The 19,959-nt window shown below is 54.3% G+C and carries 24 protein-coding genes and 1 pseudogene; 23 read left to right on the plus strand and 2 right to left on the minus strand.

The window, feature by feature from the left end; translation table 11 throughout:
* Positions 1-33: 33 nt before the first annotated feature.
* Positions 34-855, minus strand: a complete 822-nt coding sequence (locus ACESMK_RS05175) for a DUF6160 family protein (RefSeq protein ID WP_372995933.1) — start codon at positions 853-855, stop codon at positions 34-36.
* 449 nt (positions 856-1,304) lie between these two features.
* Between ACESMK_RS05175 and ACESMK_RS05180 the strand changes: the two genes are divergently transcribed.
* The 13 genes from ACESMK_RS05180 to ACESMK_RS05240 all read left to right on the plus strand — a co-directional run bounded on the left by ACESMK_RS05180 (position 1,305) and on the right by ACESMK_RS05240 (position 10,948).
* Positions 1,305-3,443: an adenosylcobalamin-dependent ribonucleoside-diphosphate reductase gene (locus ACESMK_RS05180; protein ID WP_372995935.1), complete on the plus strand. Its 2,139-nt coding sequence runs from the start codon at positions 1,305-1,307 to the stop codon at positions 3,441-3,443.
* Between the two features lie 27 nt (positions 3,444-3,470).
* Positions 3,471-4,169 (plus strand): NrdJb, encoded by a 699-nt coding sequence (locus tag ACESMK_RS05185; RefSeq protein WP_372995937.1) that lies wholly within the window; start codon positions 3,471-3,473, stop codon positions 4,167-4,169.
* A 292-nt stretch (positions 4,170-4,461) separates the two neighbouring features.
* Positions 4,462-5,148, plus strand: coding sequence for a hypothetical protein (locus tag ACESMK_RS05190; RefSeq protein ID WP_372995939.1), 687 nt, complete (start codon positions 4,462-4,464; stop codon positions 5,146-5,148).
* A gap of 95 nt (positions 5,149-5,243) precedes the next feature.
* The gene (locus ACESMK_RS05195; protein WP_372995941.1) at positions 5,244-5,516 is read left to right on the plus strand and encodes a hypothetical protein; all 273 of its coding nucleotides are present in this window, start codon (positions 5,244-5,246) and stop codon (positions 5,514-5,516) included.
* Positions 5,517-5,558: 42 nt separating this feature from the next.
* Positions 5,559-6,947 (plus strand): hypothetical protein, encoded by a 1,389-nt coding sequence (locus ACESMK_RS05200; protein WP_372995943.1) that lies wholly within the window; start codon positions 5,559-5,561, stop codon positions 6,945-6,947.
* 173 nt (positions 6,948-7,120) lie between these two features.
* On the plus strand, positions 7,121-7,570 hold the full coding sequence (locus ACESMK_RS05205; protein WP_372995945.1) for a hypothetical protein: 450 nt from the start codon (positions 7,121-7,123) through the stop codon (positions 7,568-7,570).
* 91 nt (positions 7,571-7,661) lie between these two features.
* A complete protein-coding gene (locus ACESMK_RS05210; protein WP_372995947.1) occupies positions 7,662-8,321 on the plus strand; it encodes a hypothetical protein in 660 nt (219 codons plus the stop codon).
* Between the two features lie 122 nt (positions 8,322-8,443).
* Positions 8,444-8,674, plus strand: coding sequence for a hypothetical protein (locus ACESMK_RS05215; protein ID WP_372995949.1), 231 nt, complete (start codon positions 8,444-8,446; stop codon positions 8,672-8,674).
* 256 nt (positions 8,675-8,930) lie between these two features.
* Entirely contained in the window at positions 8,931-9,233 is a 303-nt protein-coding gene (locus ACESMK_RS05220) for a HEPN domain-containing protein (RefSeq protein WP_372995951.1), read from the plus strand.
* Positions 9,230-9,517, plus strand: a complete 288-nt coding sequence (locus ACESMK_RS05225) for a DUF1330 domain-containing protein (RefSeq protein ID WP_372995953.1) — start codon at positions 9,230-9,232, stop codon at positions 9,515-9,517. The genes ACESMK_RS05220 and ACESMK_RS05225 overlap by 4 nt, the downstream gene beginning before the upstream one ends.
* A 64-nt stretch (positions 9,518-9,581) precedes the next feature.
* Entirely contained in the window at positions 9,582-10,061 is a 480-nt protein-coding gene (locus ACESMK_RS05230) for an acyl-CoA thioesterase (RefSeq protein WP_372995955.1), read from the plus strand.
* 116 nt (positions 10,062-10,177) lie between these two features.
* Positions 10,178-10,444, plus strand: coding sequence for a DksA/TraR family C4-type zinc finger protein (locus ACESMK_RS05235; RefSeq protein WP_372995957.1), 267 nt, complete (start codon positions 10,178-10,180; stop codon positions 10,442-10,444).
* Positions 10,445-10,495: 51 nt separating this feature from the next.
* Complete coding sequence (locus tag ACESMK_RS05240; RefSeq protein WP_372995959.1) at positions 10,496-10,948, plus strand: methyltransferase family protein; 453 nt, start codon at positions 10,496-10,498, stop codon at positions 10,946-10,948.
* A gap of 181 nt (positions 10,949-11,129) precedes the next feature.
* Here the strand turns inward: ACESMK_RS05240 and ACESMK_RS05245 are convergent, their stop codons facing one another.
* Positions 11,130-12,212 carry an AraC family transcriptional regulator gene (locus tag ACESMK_RS05245; RefSeq protein ID WP_372995961.1) on the minus strand — a complete coding sequence of 361 codons (1,083 nt, stop codon included), beginning with the start codon at positions 12,210-12,212 and terminating at the stop codon, positions 11,130-11,132.
* Between the two features lie 159 nt (positions 12,213-12,371).
* Here ACESMK_RS05245 and ACESMK_RS05250 point away from each other — a divergent pair, with 159 nt between their 5' ends.
* From ACESMK_RS05250 to ACESMK_RS05295, 10 genes and pseudogenes are all read left to right on the plus strand, one after another.
* On the plus strand, positions 12,372-12,692 hold the full coding sequence (locus ACESMK_RS05250) for a 2Fe-2S iron-sulfur cluster-binding protein (RefSeq protein ID WP_372995963.1): 321 nt from the start codon (positions 12,372-12,374) through the stop codon (positions 12,690-12,692).
* Positions 12,693-12,704: 12 nt separating this feature from the next.
* Entirely contained in the window at positions 12,705-14,093 is a 1,389-nt protein-coding gene (locus ACESMK_RS05255; RefSeq protein ID WP_372995965.1) for a cytochrome P450, read from the plus strand.
* A gap of 3 nt (positions 14,094-14,096) precedes the next feature.
* Complete coding sequence (locus ACESMK_RS05260; protein WP_372995967.1) at positions 14,097-15,359, plus strand: NAD(P)/FAD-dependent oxidoreductase; 1,263 nt, start codon at positions 14,097-14,099, stop codon at positions 15,357-15,359.
* Positions 15,360-15,411: 52 nt separating this feature from the next.
* Positions 15,412-15,627, plus strand: a pseudogene (locus tag ACESMK_RS05265) (sodium:proton antiporter); the annotation flags it as partial.
* A gap of 394 nt (positions 15,628-16,021) precedes the next feature.
* Entirely contained in the window at positions 16,022-16,423 is a 402-nt protein-coding gene (locus ACESMK_RS05270) for a GFA family protein (RefSeq protein ID WP_372995969.1), read from the plus strand.
* Between the two features lie 244 nt (positions 16,424-16,667).
* Positions 16,668-17,069, plus strand: coding sequence for a hypothetical protein (locus ACESMK_RS05275; protein WP_372995971.1), 402 nt, complete (start codon positions 16,668-16,670; stop codon positions 17,067-17,069).
* A gap of 100 nt (positions 17,070-17,169) precedes the next feature.
* Positions 17,170-18,156, plus strand: a complete 987-nt coding sequence (locus ACESMK_RS05280; RefSeq protein ID WP_372995973.1) for a serine hydrolase domain-containing protein — start codon at positions 17,170-17,172, stop codon at positions 18,154-18,156.
* A gap of 66 nt (positions 18,157-18,222) precedes the next feature.
* Positions 18,223-18,651 (plus strand): DUF4399 domain-containing protein, encoded by a 429-nt coding sequence (locus ACESMK_RS05285; protein WP_372995975.1) that lies wholly within the window; start codon positions 18,223-18,225, stop codon positions 18,649-18,651.
* Positions 18,652-18,764: 113 nt separating this feature from the next.
* Entirely contained in the window at positions 18,765-19,511 is a 747-nt protein-coding gene (locus tag ACESMK_RS05290) for an SDR family oxidoreductase (protein WP_372995977.1), read from the plus strand.
* A gap of 19 nt (positions 19,512-19,530) precedes the next feature.
* A complete protein-coding gene (locus ACESMK_RS05295; RefSeq protein WP_372995979.1) occupies positions 19,531-19,923 on the plus strand; it encodes a hypothetical protein in 393 nt (130 codons plus the stop codon).
* The last annotated feature ends 36 nt before the right edge of the window (positions 19,924-19,959 follow it).

Below are 19,959 nucleotides of genomic sequence, written 5' to 3' on the forward strand. Positions count from 1 at the left end.
GCGCGGCCCCCGTTTTTCTGTTACACCCGAAAATCAGTGGCCATAGACCAACATCTGGGTATTGGTGATCGCCAGATCATCCACAAACACGCTGCCAATGGAGGTTCCGCCAACCAGAACCCCGCCAATGGTGATATCCGCATTGAATGAGTTCAGATCGATGGCCAGGCTATCCTTACCCAGGCTGTTGGCCCGCTTGTAGATATCCAGGTCCACCTTGGCAAACAGATCCGGAATGTTCTTGTTACGAACTGGATCATAGGTGTTGCCCGTCAGCCGGAAGTCTCGGATGCCCAGTGACAGGAAAGGCATATCGAAATCCATGTCGTCCACGGCGATGTCTGTTCTCAGATTCATCACATCGGTATCGGCATCAATCTCGATATTGGCACCACCCATCAGGATATCCGCGTTGAAGTTATCCAGGATGGTGGTACTGCCGCTGGTCCCTGTGAGATTCCACTCTCCGGTAGAGACCCTCATGTCCACGGCGCCGAACACCTGGGGCAGGACGTTGATGATGGCGTCGCCATCGCTGAGGATATCGATCTCGATGCGGACATTATCCAGCAGTTCGGTTTCCTGGGCTGCGCCTCCCATCAGATTGACCCCCAGTTCCGGGAACAAATCACTGCGGTTGGTACCACCCACGAAAATATCGTTGATTTCCATTGAACCCTCATCGGTATAGATGAAGCGATCAATGTTCAGCTTGGTTTCCAGCTCAATGGTCACACCGGCCTGGCCGGTGATCATGCCCATTGCCGCGTCATCCAGGCTCTGGATCTCGGCGACGGCTGCAGGTGGAACACCCGCAACGCAGAGCGCTAGCAAGGTAGGTTTCAGGCCTTTCATTGTTATTTCCTTGTTTTTGGTCTTGTTCACATCCTGTGGGCCACTGCAGTTTTCGACACCACATCCATACTTTAACGACACGTTCAAACCGGGTACGTGCAGGGGTCACAATTCATGTGACTTCCTGAAACAACTAGGGCCTGATCAATTTTTAAACCACAACATGTAGTGGTTTTGAACCTTTAGCCCCAAACCGCTGTTTTAGAAAAAATTTCCCGGTTTCAAGCCGGTTTTGATTGATTTTCTTTGCCCCGAAGCGCCTATCAATAGTTGCGTTCTTATTCACAGAACACTATATCCTGTTATACTCGTTTCAGATTCAGCCCATATATAGTGGTTAAAAAGAAAACAGGCCCAGGGCCAAACAGACGATTCTCAAGGGGTATGGCGCCGCCGGTACAAGGACTGGTGCCATCAAAAGAAGACATACCGGAAGACAGAGGGTGGAAATGAACGCTAAGGCACAGGCAGTGGTAACAACAATCCCGATGCAGGAAGCCTCGATCGACATCTGGCACAGCAAATACCAGCTGAAGACCAAGACCGGCGAGCCCGTAGACAAAAACATCAACGCAACCTACGAACGTGTTGCCAAAGCCCTTGCCGAGGTGGAAAACAAATCCGTGCGCACCCAGCACATGAAGAACTTCATCTGGGCCCTGCAGAACGGCGCCATTCCCGCCGGCCGGATTACCTCCAATGCCGGTGCCGAAGCACACAAGCCGGCAACCTCCACCATTAACTGCACCGTTTCCGGCACCGTTCAGGACTCCATGAACGACATCCTGGAAAAGAACCACGAAGCCGGCCTCACCCTCAAAGCAGGTTGTGGTATCGGTTATGAGTTCTCCACCCTGCGCCCGAAAGGCGCGTATGTGGCCGGCGCCGGTGCAACCACCTCCGGCCCGCTGTCGTTCATGGATATCTTCGATCGCATGTGCTTCACCGTTTCCTCTGCCGGTGGCCGTCGCGGCGCCCAGATGGCCACCTTTGATGTGCACCATCCGGACGTGATCGACTTCATCCAGGCCAAGCGCGAAGACGGCCGCCTGCGCCAGTTCAACCTCTCGCTGCTGATCACCGAAGACTTCATCGAAGCCGTGCGCAACGACGCCGACTGGCACCTCTCCTTCCCCGTTACCCAGAAGGAAGTGGAAGACGAAAAACTGGACCTGAGCGACGAGAGCCAGTTCGTATACCGTGATTTCCCGGAACAGAAAGGCTACGTGGTGAACGATGAAGGCAAGGTTGCCTGCCGTATCTACCGCACCCTGAAAGCCCAGTTCATCTGGGACACCATCATGACCAGCACCTACGACTACGCCGAGCCGGGGTTCATCCTGATCGACAAGGTCAACCAGATGAACAACAACTGGTTCTGCGAAGACATCCGCGCCACCAACCCCTGCGGTGAGCAGCCCCTGCCCCCCTACGGCAGCTGCCTGCTGGGCTCAGTGAACCTGACCATGTTTGTGGACTACCCGTTCACCGACAAGGCCAGCTTCAACTACGAGAAATACCGCAAGGTCGTGGCTATCTTCACCCGCATGCTGGACAACGTGGTAGAGATTAACGGCCTGCCCCTGGCCGAGCAGCGCCACGAAATCACCTACAAGCGCCGCCACGGTATGGGCATCCTGGGCCTGGGTTCCACCCTCGCCATGCTGCGCATGCCTTACGGTTCTGCAGAATCCGTGCAGTTCACCGAAGAAGTCGTTCGGGAAATGGCCGTTGAAGGCTGGCGCCAATCACTCGCCCTGGCCGAGGAAAAAGGCGTTGCGCCGATCATGGACGACGAGTTTGAAATTACACCGAAAATGCTCACCAAATGCCCTCAGCTCTCTGAAGACGGCTACAAACTGGGCGACAAAGTGAAAGGCCGTATCCTGCACGCCAAGTACAGCAAGTACATGCAGCAGATTGCCAGCGTAGAGCCGAAGCTGGTGGAAGAACTCGCTGAGAAAGGTGGCCGCTTTACCCACCACACCTCCATCGCGCCGACCGGCACCATTAGCCTGTCACTGGCCAACAACGCCAGTAACGGCATCGAGCCGAGCTTCTCGCACCACTACGCGCGTAACATCATCCGCGAAGGCCGCAAGACAAAAGAGAAGGTAGACGTATTCTCCTTCGAGCTACTCGCATACCGTCACATGGTAAACCCGGGCGCGATGCCGTTCTCTGAAGACGAGGACAAGAAGCTGCCGGCCTACTTCACCACCTCCGACGATGTAACACCGTCGCAGCACGTGGACATCCAGGCCGCCGCCCAGAAGTGGGTAGATTCCTCGATTTCCAAGACCGCGAACGTTCCGACAGACTTCGCCTACCAGGACTTCAAGGACATCTACCTCTACGCCTACGATATGGGCCTGAAGGGTTGCACCACTTTCCGCTTCAACCCGGAAGCCTTCCAGGGCGTACTGGTTAAAGAGAAGGATCTGGAAAACACGCTGTACGAGTTCACCCTGGACGATGGCAGCAAGGTCACCCTCAAGGGTAACGAACAGGTAGAGTACGACGGCGAAATCCACAACGCCGCCAACCTGTTTGACGCGCTTAAAGAAGGCACCTACGGCAAGTACTGATCCGGGAACCGACACAGGACAACGAACATGACAGTTAAAATCAGCAACAAAATCGTCGGCTACCGCGTAAAGAAGGCCGACCCTGAAGCAGCCGCCGAACACCAGGCACCGGTGCAGGCAGAAACCAAGCCCGTTCAGATGAACGAATACATCGAACGGCCGGACTTCCTGCTGGGCACCACCTACAAGATCAAGCCGCCGGTGGCCGAGCACGCGATGTACATCACCATCAACGACATCCTGCTGAACGAAGGCACCGACCACGAAAGCCGGCAGCCGTACGAAGTGTTCATCAACTCCAAGTCGATGGAGCACTTCCAGTGGGTAATCGCCCTCACCCGCGTTATCTCTGCGGTATTCCGCAAGGGTGGTGACGTAACCTTCCTGGTGGAAGAGCTGCGCAGCGTTTACGACCCCAACGGGGGCTACTTCAAGAAAGGCGGCGTGTTCATGCCTTCCCTGGTGGCTGAAATCGGCGCCGTAATCGAGAAGCACCTGAAGGCCATCGGCCTGCTGGAAAGCGAGGAAATGAGCGAAACCACCAAGCGCATCCTCGCCGAAAAGCGCGCCGAGTTCGAAGCCAGCCACAGCACGGCCACGAACGACGAAAAAGCCGACGACTACCCGCCCAACGCCACCATGTGTGGCAAGTGCAGCACCAAGGCGGTGATCGTGATGGACGGCTGTGCGACCTGCCTGTCCTGCGGCGATAGCAAGTGCGGTTGAGGTGATCGACTGCAGTGAGTGATGAGAAGGCCTGGAGTGAAAGCTTCGGGCCTTTTTGTTTATGGGGAATTTGATCGCTTTGAACGAAAAACCGCTGAAATCAGGAAAAACGGTCCTGGTGATCGGTTTTCCGGAATGCCTTCAGACCCGCTTGACCTTTAGGAGATTGAATATAAAAACTTTTGGCGGAGTTGGGAAAACGTTCATTCTGGATAATTGATCGGCGAAAATGATCATTACGACCACTATACAAATGTTATGTCACTCAAGACGACACGGGTAACTAGTAAAAATGGAAAAGCAGAGCATGCAGCCTGAGCGAATTACCAAGCCGATTCAGTTACTTGGAGCATGGTTGGCCGGGTTGCTAACGATAGATGCGTCTTTTCTTTTTGCAGCAACAAAAATGACCAGTAACAGTTGGCAATCTGGAGCACTAACTGTTGCAGCAATAGTCAATGTGCCCGTGTTCATTGGGGCATTGTTTATTTTACAGACGAAGTTCCGCCCAGAGCTTCAAGAGGACTCGTATTACGCGACGTATCTAAATAATAAAACAAATCAACGTGTTAGGATACCAAAGAAAGATGCATATCTCGAAGAGCTCGAAGCGCGAATCGAGTCGTTGGAAGGTAGCACTGCGGAGGTAGCAGATGATATCCATGGCTCTCAGCTCTCTAGTCTTTCTTTTGGTGTGAACGTTCACCTAGAGAACCAAGGCGCGATCGAAGAGGCGCTTTTCGAGGAGGGCGTAGAGTTAATTCGCATTTTTGGAAAGGACGTTGGAGCTCCAGATGTTGCGAGGGTAGCAGTTGCTGCGAACATGCCAGTTCAAATTAGGAACGCAGTATTTAGGCTAGCGAGAAAGCTAGGTATCGAGCACTACTCGATCATCGAACCGTGGGAAGAAATTGACGAAGACGTTTTGTTTGGAGCCTATGGCGATACAGAGGGCAAGATTACTCATATGGCGACATAACAAGGCGCTGTTGCAGGACAATTTCTACACCGCTTTGCGGCTCCAAAATCGCCGCAAAGTGTCAGCGTTAGGGCTTAAATGAAACGAGGAAAAGTATGTCAAACGTAATCCCTTTTCCAAGTAAGAATAAATTTTCCGAGCAATTTAGAGGAAAGGTCCCTGACCAAATTCTCGATGAAATGCTCGCGGCTTATGATCGAGTTGCGGCACTGAAAGATCAGTACCCATCTGGCCAATTTCGGGTGAACTCTGAGGATGAGGAAAAAGCTCAAAAGCTGTTCAAGGATTATGAGGAGTACGTTCTTACTCTTCTGACCAGAATTTTAAGTTTAGAGGCTGAATTGTGTTTGGCCAGATACAAACCCTAAACAAATGTTGTACGTAAAAAACTATCGAGGTAAATTTTAAGCATGTCAGTATCCCTACCAGCTCGATACGAGGATCTCGACGAAGCTTTCAGAGGTCGGCTCATTCCAAATCAAGATTTGATTGGTCAGATTGACCGAGCTTATAAATCAATGACGATAAGCGGCGGTATTCGATTTTTGCCAATTTATGGGGACAGTGGAGTAGGAAAGAGCTGCGCCACTCGTGAGCTGGGAACTCACATGCCCGATGTGCGCGCATTTGTCCTATCTCGTGAGGAAATAGAAGGGTCGCCGGCTTTACTAAACCGTATTCGTAAAGAAAGGCGATATACGGATAAGCGTTTGTTGGTTGCTATTGTCGACCAATATGAGGAAAACGTTGAAGGGAAAGAAAGAATTCCCTCACAGTTTGTAGAACATTTGAGCCTTCTCGACCGTGCAGAGTTAGCTGGTGAGCGAATCATCTTCATCTGGCTCACTACGAGCCGCGAGTTTCAACAACAGTTGGTTAAAGCTACGACTCGAAACAGGCGGCTTTTGGCCAATGAAAATTTTGAGGTTGTAGGCCCGGGAAAGGAGGAATGGCCTCAAATCGTTGAAGAAACGTTTTCTTTTCACAACAGCGAAACGCCTTTAGCCGACTTTGGCGTAATCGAAGATGACATTCGGCAAATAGCTCGAGGGGCGGATACTTTAGGGCGGACCATTCTCTCGGTGGGCGATGCTCTCGCTGAACATGTTGAACCTCTGCAAAATCTATCCGAGTATCAGGTGATCCTGTTATGGCCAGTCGCGGACTCTACACGGAGTCAACGAGTAACCCAGTTTACCCGCGCTCGATCCGGTTATCGACTGAACTGGGATGCTTGGCACACTGAATTAAATGATGATGATCGAAGGACATTACCACTTCGTGAGTTCAACCGTGCGCGCCTTTATTTTGATTTTCGATTGATACCAATTCGTGCGGCTGACTTACACAGGCTATGCCTGGATTTGGATAATGAAGATCGTAAACTTTCAGCTGCACATCTGAAGCGTTTTAGAAACACTCACTTCTTTCATCTCGTCTCTGGGAACTGGGATTCATACGATTATGCTCCGATGCGAGAGCGTGAATCACAACGAGCCGAAGACGCGAAAGCTTGGTACGAAACGGTCACAACAAGCCCTACTCAGCTTGGCAAACGTTTGGCCAAAATACTTCAGGCACTTGGCCTTGATGCGAACCATGAAGTCACCCTACGTTCAGAGTATGGTTCAGTTCGCGCCGATGTTTTTGTGGAGCGTTCAGCTCCTTCCGAAAGGCGTCGCATTATAGAGCTCAAAGTTTTTGCATCTGAAAATACGATGCCGTCTTCTATCAAAGACCAAATCAAAACCACGCTGAGACGGCACGCACAGTTCGCGGGATTTTTGCAGCGCCAGTGACGTACAACAAGTAGTTGAAGTTCGCTACGGCCCTAACGGGCCTCCGCCGGACCGCCTTTTCGTTGCACTACAAGGCGGCCGCTTAACAATGGCGTTATGCAGAAGTTTCAGTCGAGGAGCAGCGCACCCTCGCTGAACCTCGGTAGTTTCTCTAGGGAAAGACGGTGACTACCATGAATACGGTAAACTCTTGTTACAGAAACCTCAGAGCTTTAATTGTGGCTCTTCCGCTCGTAATTACAGGCTGCGCCTCAATTGATTTTGATTCCGATGAGAGCGGTTTGGCCTATTTTGAGCCGCAGCCATATATGTTTTATACAATTTCCGATAAGTGCATTAAATCGATCGCCATCGTCACCATGCCCGGCGACAAAAAGAGAATGAAGGTCAGCACTGGAATTGGATCTGCCGAGTTAACTGTAAGTTTTTCCAATGGAACGGTAGCATCTGTAGGGCAAATCGTTGATTCTAAAGCTTCTGAGCTACTGACATCTGTGTCTGAATTAATGGCCGTCGCTGGCATTGATGAGGGAAAGAAATGTAATCCCGTCGCAACTTTGTATCCGATCGAGGATGGAAAGCCCAATGTCGATTCACCTATTGATCTTCCAGCTGGGCGTTGAAGACACAGTTGTATAATAAATCAGGTCAGCGGATGCGTCATACGTTCGGCTGCCTTCAGATTTATATTGAAGAAGAAAAGGAGAAAGTTGCATGCAAACTTCGAAAGTGGAATTCGGGGCCATAGTAACAATCATCCTAGCGCTAATTGGTGGCGCATTGTGGTTAGGAAACATGCAAGGCACGCTGAATACCTTGAAGTCTGATTCAATTGAATCAGAAAGAGAGAAAGCGCTTAAAATGATACGTGCTGAGTTGAGCGATGCATCGCGGGACCTAAATAGTATTACGGCAGCGCTTCCTGTTGGGTCGGTTGTTCCCTCAATGCTAAAACCAAAAACCTTCTATGCTTTGGCCAAGGGTACATGGCGACTTGCCGACGGAACAAAAGTCAGCAATAAGTCGGAATATGCCGAACACGTCGGCTCGCTACAGTTGCCTGACTTACGAAACATGTTCCTTCGCGGGGCCTCAGAAGATCGTAATGTGGGGTCATTTGAGAAAGATTCCACGCGTCTACCAGATAAAAACTTTACTGGAGCGTCAACTTCTAATGGGGCCCACACGCATCCAAAAGGGGCCAACCATTCAGGCGACAAAGTTATGCCAGGGGAATACGCCAATATGTCCACCGGCATTGATATTCCAAATTCAGGTGGACACTCTCACGCGATAACCATCGATGGAGGTGGTGACCCTGAGACCAGGCCAAAAAATATAGCCGTCAACTTTTTCGTAAAGATTGCAAACTGAATATAACAAGGCGATGTTGTCGGACAATTTCTCCACCGCTTCGCGGCTCCGAAATTGCCGCAAAGCTTCGCGTTATGACACGTGCATTCGTTGCCCAGAAAGTCAAATGAGGAGGTAATCGCATGAAAGTAAGAAAGCTAATTGAAGAGCTTGCGCAGATCGAAGACAAGCACGGTGACATCGACATTTACTGCATGTCTGAGATTGAGCCTGGCAAAGCGGGGCCAATATCCCACTTTTCTAAAATGCACAGTATGGATGATGAGGTCTATATGTTGGCTGCTCAGAATCCAAATTGGCCCAGCAAAACTGGTGAAAAATCAGGCGATAACCGAGGCAATGATAAGCTCTGAGAATTTGGCCATAACAAGGCTAGGCACGGCGACGTCTACTGCATTGCGGCTTCGCCTCCATTTCGTAGCCGCGCATGCTGGCTGGCGTTATGAAGTGCAAGGAGCACGCATTGGACAAATTTGAGGCTGTCAGACTGTATTTTCTTGCCAGCAACTTTTGGCAGCTCACGCTCAATGTCGCTTCCGAACTAATTAAGCGCGGGAACCCAGGCTCGCTGATGAAAAGTGACTGGGGGGGGCTCCGTCTGAAGAGGAGATGGAGGAGGAGTTGAGATGGTCCGATTTACATATCATCGAACCAACGCTATTCAACTTCTACCATGGTATCGAATTGAGCCTGAAGGCGTTACTGGTTGCGAAGGGCGAACCGATTGAGAAAATCCACAAGCTCTCCCGCTTACTGGAGCTCGTTAATTCTCACTATGACAGTAAAGAGCTATCAGATTTCTATGGGGCTTACCTCCTGACGGAAAGACAGAATACCGGGACAGATTTATTTTCCATGGCCGCCCAATCTAACCCGACCTCTCACCCACTCGATAACAGGAGCCCCCAATGACTGCCTACGTTATCGGCAACATCACCGTAAAACACCCCGACAAATGGGCGGAATACCGCAGCCTGGTGCCGGAAACGCTGGTACCCTGGGGCGCAGAACTGGTGCTTCGGGGTAAACAGGCAAAGGTGCTGAGCGGGCAATACCGGCACACAGATACCGTTGTTATCCGCTTTCCGGATGCGGATTCTGTTGCCGCCTGGCACAACTCCCCTGCCTACCAGGCGTTGGTGCCGTTACGCACCCAGGCGGCGGATGTGGATCTGGTGACTTTCGAGGGCGATTAATAAGTACTGCCACCCGGCAGCATCCGGGCGCCTATACTGGATAGCAAACCACCAGAGAAGCGCCATGGAAAACAATTCAACAAGCCTGAGCATGACCGTTCTGATGACGCCGGACAAAGCCAATTTCTCCGGCAATGTGCACGGCGGCACCCTGCTGAAGTATCTCGATGAAGTCGCCTATGCCTGCGCCAGCCGTTATGCGGGGACCTATGTCGTTACCCTGTCTGTCGACCAGGTGATGTTCCTCCAACCAATCCAAATTGGCGAGCTGGTCACCTTTCTGGCGAGTGTGAACTACACGGGCCGTACCTCCATGGAAATCGGCATCAAGGTGGTTACCGAGAACATCCGCGACAAGTTGGTTCGCCACAGTAACAGCTGCTTTTTTACCATGGTGGCGGTTGATGACAACGGCAAAGCCGTCGCGGTGCCGCAGCTGGTTCCAAGTAGCGATGATCAGATCCGGCGTTTTGCCAACGGTAAGGAGCGCCGCGCGATTCGTGCCGAGCTGGAGGAACGCTACAGGGCGCTTCATCGCAAGTAAGCCCGGAGGCCGAAAAGGAAACCGGTTCCCGGGAAAAGTCGGTTTCAGCATGTTTGAGCGCCCGCGCTCGAATGGTAATGTTGAGTGGTATCAGTCACCCAGATTCCGGAGGACTCATGGCAGGTGGATGGTCAAAGGATGGCGCGGTGCAGGAACAGATCGACGCCAGTGTTGAAGACGAAATTCAACGCGCTCGAAGCCAGTTAGCCGGGGGCGAGAGCGCCGAGGAATGCGATGAGTGCGGTGCTCCAATTCCGGAGGCCCGGCGAAAGGCTATTCCCGGGGTCCGATTGTGCATTGATTGCCAGTCGGCCCATGAAAAGGAACACCCCCACTCGGGCGCAATCAATCGCAGGGGCAGCAAGGACAGCCAGCTTCGCTAGCCTGTCACTTCCTCATTGCTTGAGAACTTTTTGACAGTGAAAACGAACCAAATGGAAAAACGCATTCCACCGGTCGTGCTGGCACTGATTGTGGGGTTGCTGATGTGGCTCATCGCAGAATCAGGCCCGCGCCTAGACGTTGGCGAAATGCCTCGTCTGGCAGTCGCAACCGTGCTGTTTCTGCTGGGTGCCCTTATCACAGTGGCCGGTGTGCTTGCGTTTCGCTCCTCGAATACAACGGTAGACCCTCGCCGGCCTGAGGCCAGTTCTGCGCTGGTGAGCTCAGGTGTTTACCGCTACTCCCGTAATCCAATGTATCTGGGGTTCGGGTTGTGGCTATTGGCCTGGAGCGTTTTCCTGGCCTCCGCCTGGGCTTTAGTCGGGGTCATGTTCTTTGTGCTGTATATGAACCGGTTCCAGATTGAACCGGAGGAGCGCGCCCTGCGGGAGAGCTTCGGCGGCGCCTTCCGGGAGTATGAGCGACGGGTTCGGCGGTGGCTCTAGCTTTCTTTGGAACGCCATGACAAAGCCTCAACAGTACTCCGTTGCTCCGCTTCATATTGTTTGTGTTTCCCTCACTACTCGAAGAAGCCTTCTTCAGCGGCGTACTGATTCCGAGCAACATCCTGGACTCTGGGCGAGTAGAAGCGTTTTGAAGTGCAGTGATCAGCATGCTGGTGCCCGGTTAAGGTGTCCAGAGGGGCCCGCCGGTTCTGCCAATGATGCCGTTGCCCATAGACTGCTGGCGATACTGGTCCGGTGTCATTCTGAACCAACGCTTGAAGGCGCGCCGGAAGCTGGCGCTGTCGTGATAGTTCAACAGGGTTGCGATGGCTTCAACCGAGAGCCTTCCATCCCGTAGATAGCTCCTGGCCTGGCGCGCCAGAATCTCATCACGAATCTGACGGAAACCGGCCCCCTCTTCCTTCAAGCGCCGCGCAAGCGTGCGCTTGCTGATAAAGAGCGCCTCCGCTGCGTCCTCTTCGGTTAAGGTGCCTATCGGAAGCGAGAGCATCATGGTTTCGATTTTCCGCCGGCAACTGCCCGGCTCTCCCCTCAGGTTTGCGAGAATAGCCTCGCATTGCTCGCGCGCCAGAGCATAGCTCTCATGATTGGCCGACACATTGGGAATCCGGCAAAGCGCCATCGGCACTCGTACCAGCAGTTCGTCGCAGGAGAACAACACGTTACCGGGAATGTGGTCCCCATACCCTGCCCCTGGTCCGGGATCCGGGTGCACGAAGCAGGTCTCCACCTCATGGGCGGGTCGGCCAATTATGAATTCGGCGCACGAGAGCATGGCCAACGCGCAGATCTCGGCCATGAAACGGCTAACCTCCGGGCTCATCTCCGCATCCAGGGTGCAGCGGATGATCAACTGGTCACGACGTGGCTTCAAATCCAGCCGGACAAAACTGACGCGTGTCGGCAGGAAGGCCTGGAACGCCTCGATTGCAGCGAGCAGGTCCGGGCTGCTGCTGGCGAGATAGCCCATGGGCCCGTGGGCAGCCGGCGTCAGCCGCCTGCCAATCCGCAACCCCAGTTTGTCGTCCTCTGAAAGGCGCAGGGCATTTTCAATGATCTGAATCTGCTGTTGGGCGGTGAGCCGGGTGGCTTCATCCAGCAGTTGTTCTACGGTGAGGTGCGTTCCTCGCAGCAATTCCGGCAGATTGCTCGCATGCATGCCCAGTTCCTGCGCGATGAGGCGTGTATAGCTGGTTGGAATACTGGCAAGAGCGGAGGGGTTTGCCTGTGTCATCTGATTCATTGTTTTAATTCTTGTCGGACGATCTGGCAATTGTCTTTTTATGTCCCCCTCCTGTCAATTGATGACCTTTTGAATCACCCCGTCGCAGGGCAATCTCGCAACCATGAAAACAGCCTGCTTAGGGCTGATCTCCAACCATCCAAAGCGTCCGGGGGATTTATGGGATATATGACGTTTATCGAGCATGACGGTACCCAGCACAAGGTGGAAATTGAGGCGGACAAATCGCTGATGCAGCATGCCGCCGACAACATGGTGCCGGGCATTGATGCCGACTGCGGCGGTGAATGCGCCTGCGGCACCTGCCATGTGATCGTTGATGATGCCTGGTATGCAAAGACCGGCAAGATCAGCAGCAGCGAGCAGCAGATGCTGGAAATGACACCGGAGGGTGCGCCGACCTCTCGCCTCGCCTGCCAGATCGAGATCACCGATGCCATGGATGGCCTGGTGGTTCGCCTGCCTGAATTCCAGATGTAAGGGAGACACCCGATGAAACTTCAAACCCGCGCGATGAATTTAAGTGCCCGTCTGGTGCCGATGCAGTGGCAAGTGAAGGCTGCCCATCTCGCGCAGCAGGCACTGGACAGGATCGGTCTGGCACCGAAGACCCCGGAGTTCACGGAATATCCCCTGCCCGACGTGTCCACTCTGGCGATTGAAGACATTGATGTCAGCAATCCTTTCCTTTGGCGGCAGGGTTTGTGGGGCTCCTACTTCAAGCGATTGAGAGATGAGCAGCCAGTGCACTTCCAGAAGAACAGCGCGTTCGGGCCCTTCTGGTCGGTGACCCGATTCGACGATATCCTTTTTGTCGACAAGCGCCATGATCTGTTTTCCGCAGAACCCATCATCACTCTGGGTGATCAGCCCGCAGGGCTGGCGATTGAAACGTTCATCGCCATGGACCCACCCAAGCACGATAAACAGCGTCAGGCGGTTCAGGGCGTGGTGGCCCCAAAAAATCTCAAGGAAATGGAAAGCCTGATCCGACAGCGCACCCGGGATGTGCTGGATCATCTACCGGTCGATGAGCCGTTCGATTGGGTGAGCAACGTCTCCATTGAGCTGACGGCGCGAATGCTGGCAACACTGCTTGATTTCCCCTACGAGCAGCGGCGCAAACTGGTGTACTGGTCCGATGTGGCCGCAGCCAGCCCGGAAACGACCGGGGGTGAGGTGGAGCGTGATGAGTTCTTCCCGGCGGTTGCCGAGGTGGCCCGATCGTTCTCCGAGCTTTGGCGCGATAAAGAAGCTCGCCGCAACGCAGGCGAAGAACCGGGCTTTGATGTGATCAGCATGATGGTCAATAACGAGGACACAAAGGACCTGATCCATCGTCCCATGGAGTTTCTGGGCAACCTGGCGCTGCTGATCGTTGGCGGCAACGACACCACACGTAACTCGATGACCGGCGGCGTATTGGCCCTGAACAGATTCCCGAAGGAATTCGACAAGCTCAGAGCCAATCCGGCCCTTATTCCCAACATGGTGTCCGAAATCATTCGCTGGCAGACCCCGCTGGCCTACATGCGCCGTGTTGCAAAGCAGGATGTGGATCTGAACGGTGAAACGATCCGCAAGGGCGACAAGGTCGTCATGTGGTACGCCTCCGGCAACCGGGACGAGCGCGCTATTGATAAGCCGGATGAGTTCATCATTGACCGCAAAGGGGCTCGAAACCACTTGTCTTTCGGTTTTGGTGTGCACCGTTGTATGGGCAACCGCCTGGCGGAGATGCAGCTGCGGATTCTGTGGGAAGAGCTGCTGGCACGATTCGACGGGATCGAGGTTGAGGGCGAGCCGGAATACGTTCAGTCGAACTTCGTTCGGGGTTATACCCGGATGATGGTCAAGCTGACCCGAAAGAGCCAGGACTGAGCCATGAGCACGTCAAAGTCCGACGCCGGACAGAATCAGGTATGCGTCATCGTCGGGGGGAGTCATGCCGCAGCGCAGCTCGCCACAAGTCTGCGGCAGAAAGGCTGGACGGGCCCGATTCGGATGATCAGCGACGAAGGCAGACTGCCTTACCAGCGTCCTCCCTTATCGAAGGCGTTTCTGGCCGGCGAAACGGAGGCCGACAGCCTGTCCATCCGACCCGCAACCTTCTATGCCAAACATGGGATCGAATGCATCTCCAACAAGGTGATCGCGATCAACCGGGGCAACAAAACACTGACGCTCGCCGATGGCAGCAGACAGCGTTACCACAAGCTTGCCTTGTGCACCGGCACTCGGGTCATGCGGCTGCAGATTCCGGGTAGAGAGCTTGATGGTGTACACGACTTGCGCAGTCTCGCCGATGTCGAAGGTATTCGGCGAGACCTGCCGCGGACCCGCCGCGCCGTTATTATCGGCGGGGGCTATATTGGCCTGGAAACCGCAGCATCCTTGCGTAAGCACGGTATTGAGGTGGTAGTGCTGGAGAGAGCTGAACGCGTTCTGCAGCGCGTGACAGCACCAGCTGTGTCGGCGTTCTACCAGCGCATTCACGGTGAAGCCGGTGCGGTCATTCACACCGACATAGCCGCGACAGCGATTGAGGGCCAGGAACGCGTTGAACGAGTGGTTTGTGCCGATGGCACCTCATACCCTGCGGACATGGTTATCGTGGGTATTGGCGTGACCCCGAACAGCGAACTTGCCGAAGCGGCCGGACTGGAGACCAATAATGGCATCCTGGTGGATGAATTCTGCCAGACTCAGGATACCGATATCGTTGCGGCCGGGGATTGTGCCAATCAATGGGAGCCATGTTCTGGTGAGTGGCGGCGGCTGGAGTCCGTTCCCAATGCAATGGAGCAGGCCAAAACTGCCGCTGGGACTCTGTGCGGGGAAAGGTCACCGCAGACCAGCCTACCCTGGTTCTGGTCCGACCAATACGACCTGAAACTGCAAATTGCCGGCCTGAGCCAGGGCTACGACCAGGTGGTGATCCGAGGCCATGCGGATACGGGGCGGAGCTTTGCTGCGTTTTACTTCAAAGAGGGGCAACTGATCGCCGCTGACTGCGTCAATCGGTCGCCGGAATTCATGATGGCCAAAACATTGCTCAGCCAGAAACGAACGCTCGATCCCGTGCGGCTCGCCGACGATTCCATAGCGGTCAAACAATTGATGTCAGAGCTGCCCCGTTCAGGTTGATCGCGTAGCCCACCATAGCAATCGAAATTAAAACAAGCGGGTGGGCCGAAAACTTCCAGAGATGGATTGCCCATCAAAGGAGCGCATGATTCGGCTGGCCCTGGGTGGCTTTGACGATGTTCGGAACCTGACCTTCGACCTCTCGAACCGTCGCCTGGAGGTCCTGCACGACAGCGACGTCGGGCCGATCACCGCGAAGCTCCAGAGCCTCGGATTGGGCGCATCACTTCAGGAAACCGTCGCGGCCGATCCGGAAAGTATCATGGCGGTGTTGGTGAGAGTGACATCCGTTGTGAAGAGTGTGATGGTAATATCCCGGAAACAGCGGGCGGCGCAGGAGTGATAACAGCTGGCTTCTATTTTTTTCACACTACGTGTGCCAGCGAACAGAGTGGCAAAAGGCAGGAGCATATTCTTTATCTTGATGAGGCGACGGATCAGCCGGGACAGGACGTCACATCATGCGCCGCAGGGATGAGGCGCAATCTTGACTCAGGACTGAGGCCTCCCACGGCCTCTTTGGCAAAATGGCTACGGACCCGCAATGCCCTCATGCACCGGCCTCGCTCCCAGCGCAGGCCGTTTTTTAACAATCCAAAGCAGAAAAACAAACCCCAGAATAGTGTGACCAAACAATGAAAGGCGAGTGCCTCTGCGGTGAAGTGAAGTTTGAGATTGAAGGCAATCTTCCCAACCTCTACCAATGCCACTGTTCCCTCTGCCGGAAGGTAACGGGATCATCGGCGAATGCAGCAACTTTTGTGAATCAGGAGGAGTTTCGCTGGCTGTCTGGTCAGGACAAAATCTCCTCATTCCAGAAGCCAACAGGCTATCGCAGTGATTTCTGCTCGGTCTGCGGTAGCCCAGTGCCAAACCAACTAAGGGGCATGGAATTGGTTTGGGTTCCCGCAGGTCTGTTGGAGGAATCATTTGAAGCGGCTGTGAACGTGCATCTCCACATGGGCTCAGCTGCCTCCTGGGAACGTAATTCCGATGAATGCTTGCGCCTTGAGGCGGGGCCGGAGAGCCTTGCTGCCCTGGAAAGCGCCCTCAACCGGAACTGAACACGGGCCAAAGCCATTGGCCAAGAAGCGCTTATAAGGCTATTTTCCTTAGGGTCGCCCCGGGGAGATTGGCATCGAAATGAAGCAAGCCGTTCTAATAGCGTTTTTTCTGTACTTAGCGGGCTGCGCCTCCAAAGAAGTAACGGAAAATGACTCAGGTTTCGCAGAATCGCAGGGTCTGGAATCCTTTGTTGGCTGTTACAGGAACTGCAGTGATCCTTCGGACGGTTCAGCGCGCGTCTGTTTGACCTCCATCATCTGGCCCGACGTGTTTACGGCTCAAACGCCACCCCAGGCGGTTAACATTCAGAAAGGCGATGGAAGGAGTCTGATCGCATCTGCAATATCGGATGGCGTTGTACTCAAGCAGTCCCAATTTCGGGAAGGCGAGGATTTCGAGTTCAAAGCCGGACGCATTGAGCTGAAACGGGACTACGTTGCCTCCGGCGCCCGAGAACCGGGTAACCCTTTCATTGGCGTGATCACCAGTAAAACGCTGCTGGGGCTGGATGGTACGGGCCAGGGCCGCATCAGCCAGTCGACGGCCTTCGCCGGCACTGGTTTCCTGATCATACCCGTTGCCGGGAAAACATCGAACACCCAGCGGATTGAAAAGGCGCCCATAGATCTGTGTGAAATCAGCTAGCCTGAGAGTACTGGGCGCCAGAATTGACGGATCTCGAGCAATGGCATGCCCGCTTATCAATTTTGGAACAGTGGCGACTCCCTGAATTATGCGACGTTTATTGAATCTGATTTTCGCACTGCTGCTATTGGTGCCCCTTCCATCTCACGCTGAAACCACTGACTGGCGAACAGAAGTAGCACGAGAGGCTGCGAACCTTCAGCGCCTGAATACCTTGATTGTTGTCCATGAGGGTAGCGAGGTGGTGGCTTTGGATTTGAAAAGCGCAGGTTTGGACACGCCCACCAATATCAAATCTCTCTCCAAGACGGTGCTCGCTGCGCTGGTAGGAATCGGCATTGAAAAGGGAGTATTCAAGGGGACCGATCAACCGGCTGTGGAAACGCTGGGAAACCGCGTCCCAGTCTCCGCCACTGAGGGCGTCGAGCGCATTACGCTGGGGCACCTTTTGTCCCTGCAGGCCGGATTGCAGCGAACATCTGGTCGGCACTACGGGCCCTGGGTCAACAGCGACAATTGGGTGCACCACGTGCTCACCCGGCCTTTTGTCGATAATCCGGGCGGTCGCATGCTCTACTCCACCGGCAGCAGCCACTTGCTCTCCGCCGCGCTCACCGAGAGCGCCGGGCGCAGCACCCTCGCCCTCGCGCGGGAATGGTTGGGCGAGCCGCTGGATATCACGTTTCCGGCCTGGGGCCGGGACCCTCAAGGGATCTATTTCGGAGGTAATAATATGCTCCTTTCGCCAAGGGACCTGGCGAAGATCGGCGAGCTCTATCGCAATAAGGGCCGCATGGGCGATCAGCGTTTATTTCCGGAAAATTGGGTACGCGAATCCTGGACCGGACGGGGCAAATCCGCCTATACCGATGATCCCTATGGGTACGGCTGGTTTCAGCGGCCCTTGGCGGGCAAAATGGGTTACTACGGCCGTGGTTATGGCGGCCAGGTGCTCTATGTGATGCCCTCTCTTGAATTAACCATCGTGATGACCTCTGACCCTACCCCGCCGTCGCCAGGTTCGGCCTACCTTCGCCGCCAGTTCCAGTTAATTGAAGACCACATCATCCCTGCCGTGGGGCAATGATTCGACCGCCAATACGGCATTTCCTCAACTATACTCACCTATGGCAAACACCAGGGAGGAAATGAGATGAACAGGATTGCAATTACCCTATCTTTAGCTCTGCTGACTGCGCCAGTTGCCGCGCTCGCTGAGATTAGAAAGTCTGAGGCCCCGGCCAACGCCGGCGTGTATTTCGTCCAGCCAACCGATGGTGCAACCGTCGAACAAACCTTCAAGGTTATCTTTGGCCTGCGGAATATGGGCGTGGCGCCCGCTGGCGTTGAGAAATCAGGCACCGGGCACCATCATCTGCTGATCGATACCGGGGTACCGTCCGATTTGAGCCAGCCTCTGCCGGCCACCGATCAGGTCAAACATTTTGGCGGTGGGCAAACCGAAACCGAGATCACGCTATCGCCGGGCAAGCACACGCTGCAGCTTTTGGTGGGTGATCACATGCACGTACCGCATAATCCGCCCGTGGTCTCTGAGAAGATCACGGTAATGGTGGAGTAACGTGCAACCCTGAACGGAATGGCCAGTAGGAAGCTGCATTTCAGTCAATCCCCCAGGCGTCCGATCGTGGTACTGTGAGAGCAAATCGCTCGAACGGATCCAGGGGATAACTGATGCGAAAGAACATTCTGATTACCGGTGCCAGCACCGGTCTCGGGGAGGGCATGGCCCGCGAATGGGCCGCCAGGGGCTGTAACCTGGCGCTTTGTGCACGGCGGGCTGACAAGCTGGAGGCGCTGCAGCGCGAGTTGCAGCAGGCCAACCCGGGTATTCGGGTTCTGGTTCGCGGCCTTGATGTCTGCGATTACGATCAGGTGTTCGAAGTGTTCCGTGGCTTCCGGGATGAGCTGGGCAGCCTGGACCGGGTTGTGGTTAATGCGGGGATTGGCAGCTCGCAGCCCATCGGCCGTGGACACTTTGCCGCCAACCGCCACACCGCCGAGACCAACTTTATCGCAGCTATTGCCCAGAGCGAGGCGGCGATGGAGATCTTTCGCGAGCAGAACAGCGGTCACCTGGTGTTGATGTCGTCAGTCAGTGGCGTTCGCGGTTTCCGCGGCCCCCTGAATGTCTACGCAGCTACCAAGGCCGCTGTTGCTTCATTGGCCGAAGGCCTGCAGCTGGATACCAAGGGCAAACCGATCAACGTCAGCAACATTATGCCCGGCTACATTCTCACGGATATTAACCGGGAGACAAAAAACGCCCCATTCCGGGTGGACCTGGATACCGGCGTGAAGGCTCTGGTAAAAGCCATCGATTCGGAAAAACGCCATGCCTATGTGCCCTGGTGGCCCTGGACACCACTGAGTTACGTGTTGAAGTCCCTGCCCTTCGGAATCTTTGCAAGAGCGATGTAACCAGCTTGAGACCCTTTTAATGTTCAAATCCATTGCCCTGGCCACGCTGCTTATTGTGTTGGTGGCTTTTCTGGGTTTTCAGTACTACATCACCTCGGTGCCAGACTTGGCAGAGCCCGTCTCTGTCGAGGAAACCCGTTCCATCGAACGGGACAACTCGCTCCTGGTCACGCTACGTGGCAATGAAGGCCGCCACTTCACCCTGGGCCTGCGGGGAGACATAGCGAACGAGCCAGAAGAAACAGCCCTGTTCTTTATCAGCAATCCGGAACTCGTGCCCTATGTTTACTGGCCCGGACTTCGCAGTAACGATGAGAAACGAGTTCTGGAACTGCTTGAGGATTTAGTAGAAAAAGAAGCACAGGATGGGGCGATCTCACGAATTTATGAAGTGCTTAAGAACCGGAACTGACTCTTGGGGTTTTGGAACGGAAGAGCCCAGCCAACT

The organism is Marinobacter sp. (assembly GCF_041687235.1).
Classification (GTDB): Bacteria; Pseudomonadota; Gammaproteobacteria; order Pseudomonadales; family Oleiphilaceae; genus Marinobacter.

Excerpts from the sequence above, each read along its gene's own strand:
- ACESMK_RS05195 (WP_372995941.1), top strand. The coding sequence starts at position 5,244 with ATGTCAAACGTAATCCCTTTTCCAAGTAAGAATAAATTTTCCGAGCAA.
- ACESMK_RS05175 (WP_372995933.1), bottom strand. The coding sequence starts at position 855 with ATGAAAGGCCTGAAACCTACCTTGCTAGCGCTCTGCGTTGCGGGTGTT.
- ACESMK_RS05225 (WP_372995953.1), top strand. The coding sequence starts at position 9,230 with ATGACTGCCTACGTTATCGGCAACATCACCGTAAAACACCCCGACAAA.
- ACESMK_RS05250 (WP_372995963.1), top strand. The coding sequence starts at position 12,372 with ATGGGATATATGACGTTTATCGAGCATGACGGTACCCAGCACAAGGTG.
- ACESMK_RS05245 (WP_372995961.1), bottom strand. The coding sequence starts at position 12,212 with ATGAATCAGATGACACAGGCAAACCCCTCCGCTCTTGCCAGTATTCCA.
- ACESMK_RS05205 (WP_372995945.1), top strand. The coding sequence starts at position 7,121 with ATGAATACGGTAAACTCTTGTTACAGAAACCTCAGAGCTTTAATTGTG.
- ACESMK_RS05210 (WP_372995947.1), top strand. The coding sequence starts at position 7,662 with ATGCAAACTTCGAAAGTGGAATTCGGGGCCATAGTAACAATCATCCTA.
- ACESMK_RS05235 (WP_372995957.1), top strand. The coding sequence starts at position 10,178 with ATGGCAGGTGGATGGTCAAAGGATGGCGCGGTGCAGGAACAGATCGAC.
- ACESMK_RS05255 (WP_372995965.1), top strand. The coding sequence starts at position 12,705 with ATGAAACTTCAAACCCGCGCGATGAATTTAAGTGCCCGTCTGGTGCCG.
- ACESMK_RS05190 (WP_372995939.1), top strand. The coding sequence starts at position 4,462 with ATGGAAAAGCAGAGCATGCAGCCTGAGCGAATTACCAAGCCGATTCAG.
- ACESMK_RS05220 (WP_372995951.1), top strand. The coding sequence starts at position 8,931 with ATGGAGGAGGAGTTGAGATGGTCCGATTTACATATCATCGAACCAACG.
- ACESMK_RS05180 (WP_372995935.1), top strand. The coding sequence starts at position 1,305 with ATGAACGCTAAGGCACAGGCAGTGGTAACAACAATCCCGATGCAGGAA.
- ACESMK_RS05215 (WP_372995949.1), top strand. The coding sequence starts at position 8,444 with ATGAAAGTAAGAAAGCTAATTGAAGAGCTTGCGCAGATCGAAGACAAG.
- ACESMK_RS05200 (WP_372995943.1), top strand. The coding sequence starts at position 5,559 with ATGTCAGTATCCCTACCAGCTCGATACGAGGATCTCGACGAAGCTTTC.
- ACESMK_RS05260 (WP_372995967.1), top strand. The coding sequence starts at position 14,097 with ATGAGCACGTCAAAGTCCGACGCCGGACAGAATCAGGTATGCGTCATC.
- ACESMK_RS05240 (WP_372995959.1), top strand. The coding sequence starts at position 10,496 with ATGGAAAAACGCATTCCACCGGTCGTGCTGGCACTGATTGTGGGGTTG.
- ACESMK_RS05230 (WP_372995955.1), top strand. The coding sequence starts at position 9,582 with ATGGAAAACAATTCAACAAGCCTGAGCATGACCGTTCTGATGACGCCG.
- ACESMK_RS05290 (WP_372995977.1), top strand. The coding sequence starts at position 18,765 with ATGCGAAAGAACATTCTGATTACCGGTGCCAGCACCGGTCTCGGGGAG.
- ACESMK_RS05185 (WP_372995937.1), top strand. The coding sequence starts at position 3,471 with ATGACAGTTAAAATCAGCAACAAAATCGTCGGCTACCGCGTAAAGAAG.
- ACESMK_RS05285 (WP_372995975.1), top strand. The coding sequence starts at position 18,223 with ATGAACAGGATTGCAATTACCCTATCTTTAGCTCTGCTGACTGCGCCA.
- ACESMK_RS05295 (WP_372995979.1), top strand. The coding sequence starts at position 19,531 with ATGTTCAAATCCATTGCCCTGGCCACGCTGCTTATTGTGTTGGTGGCT.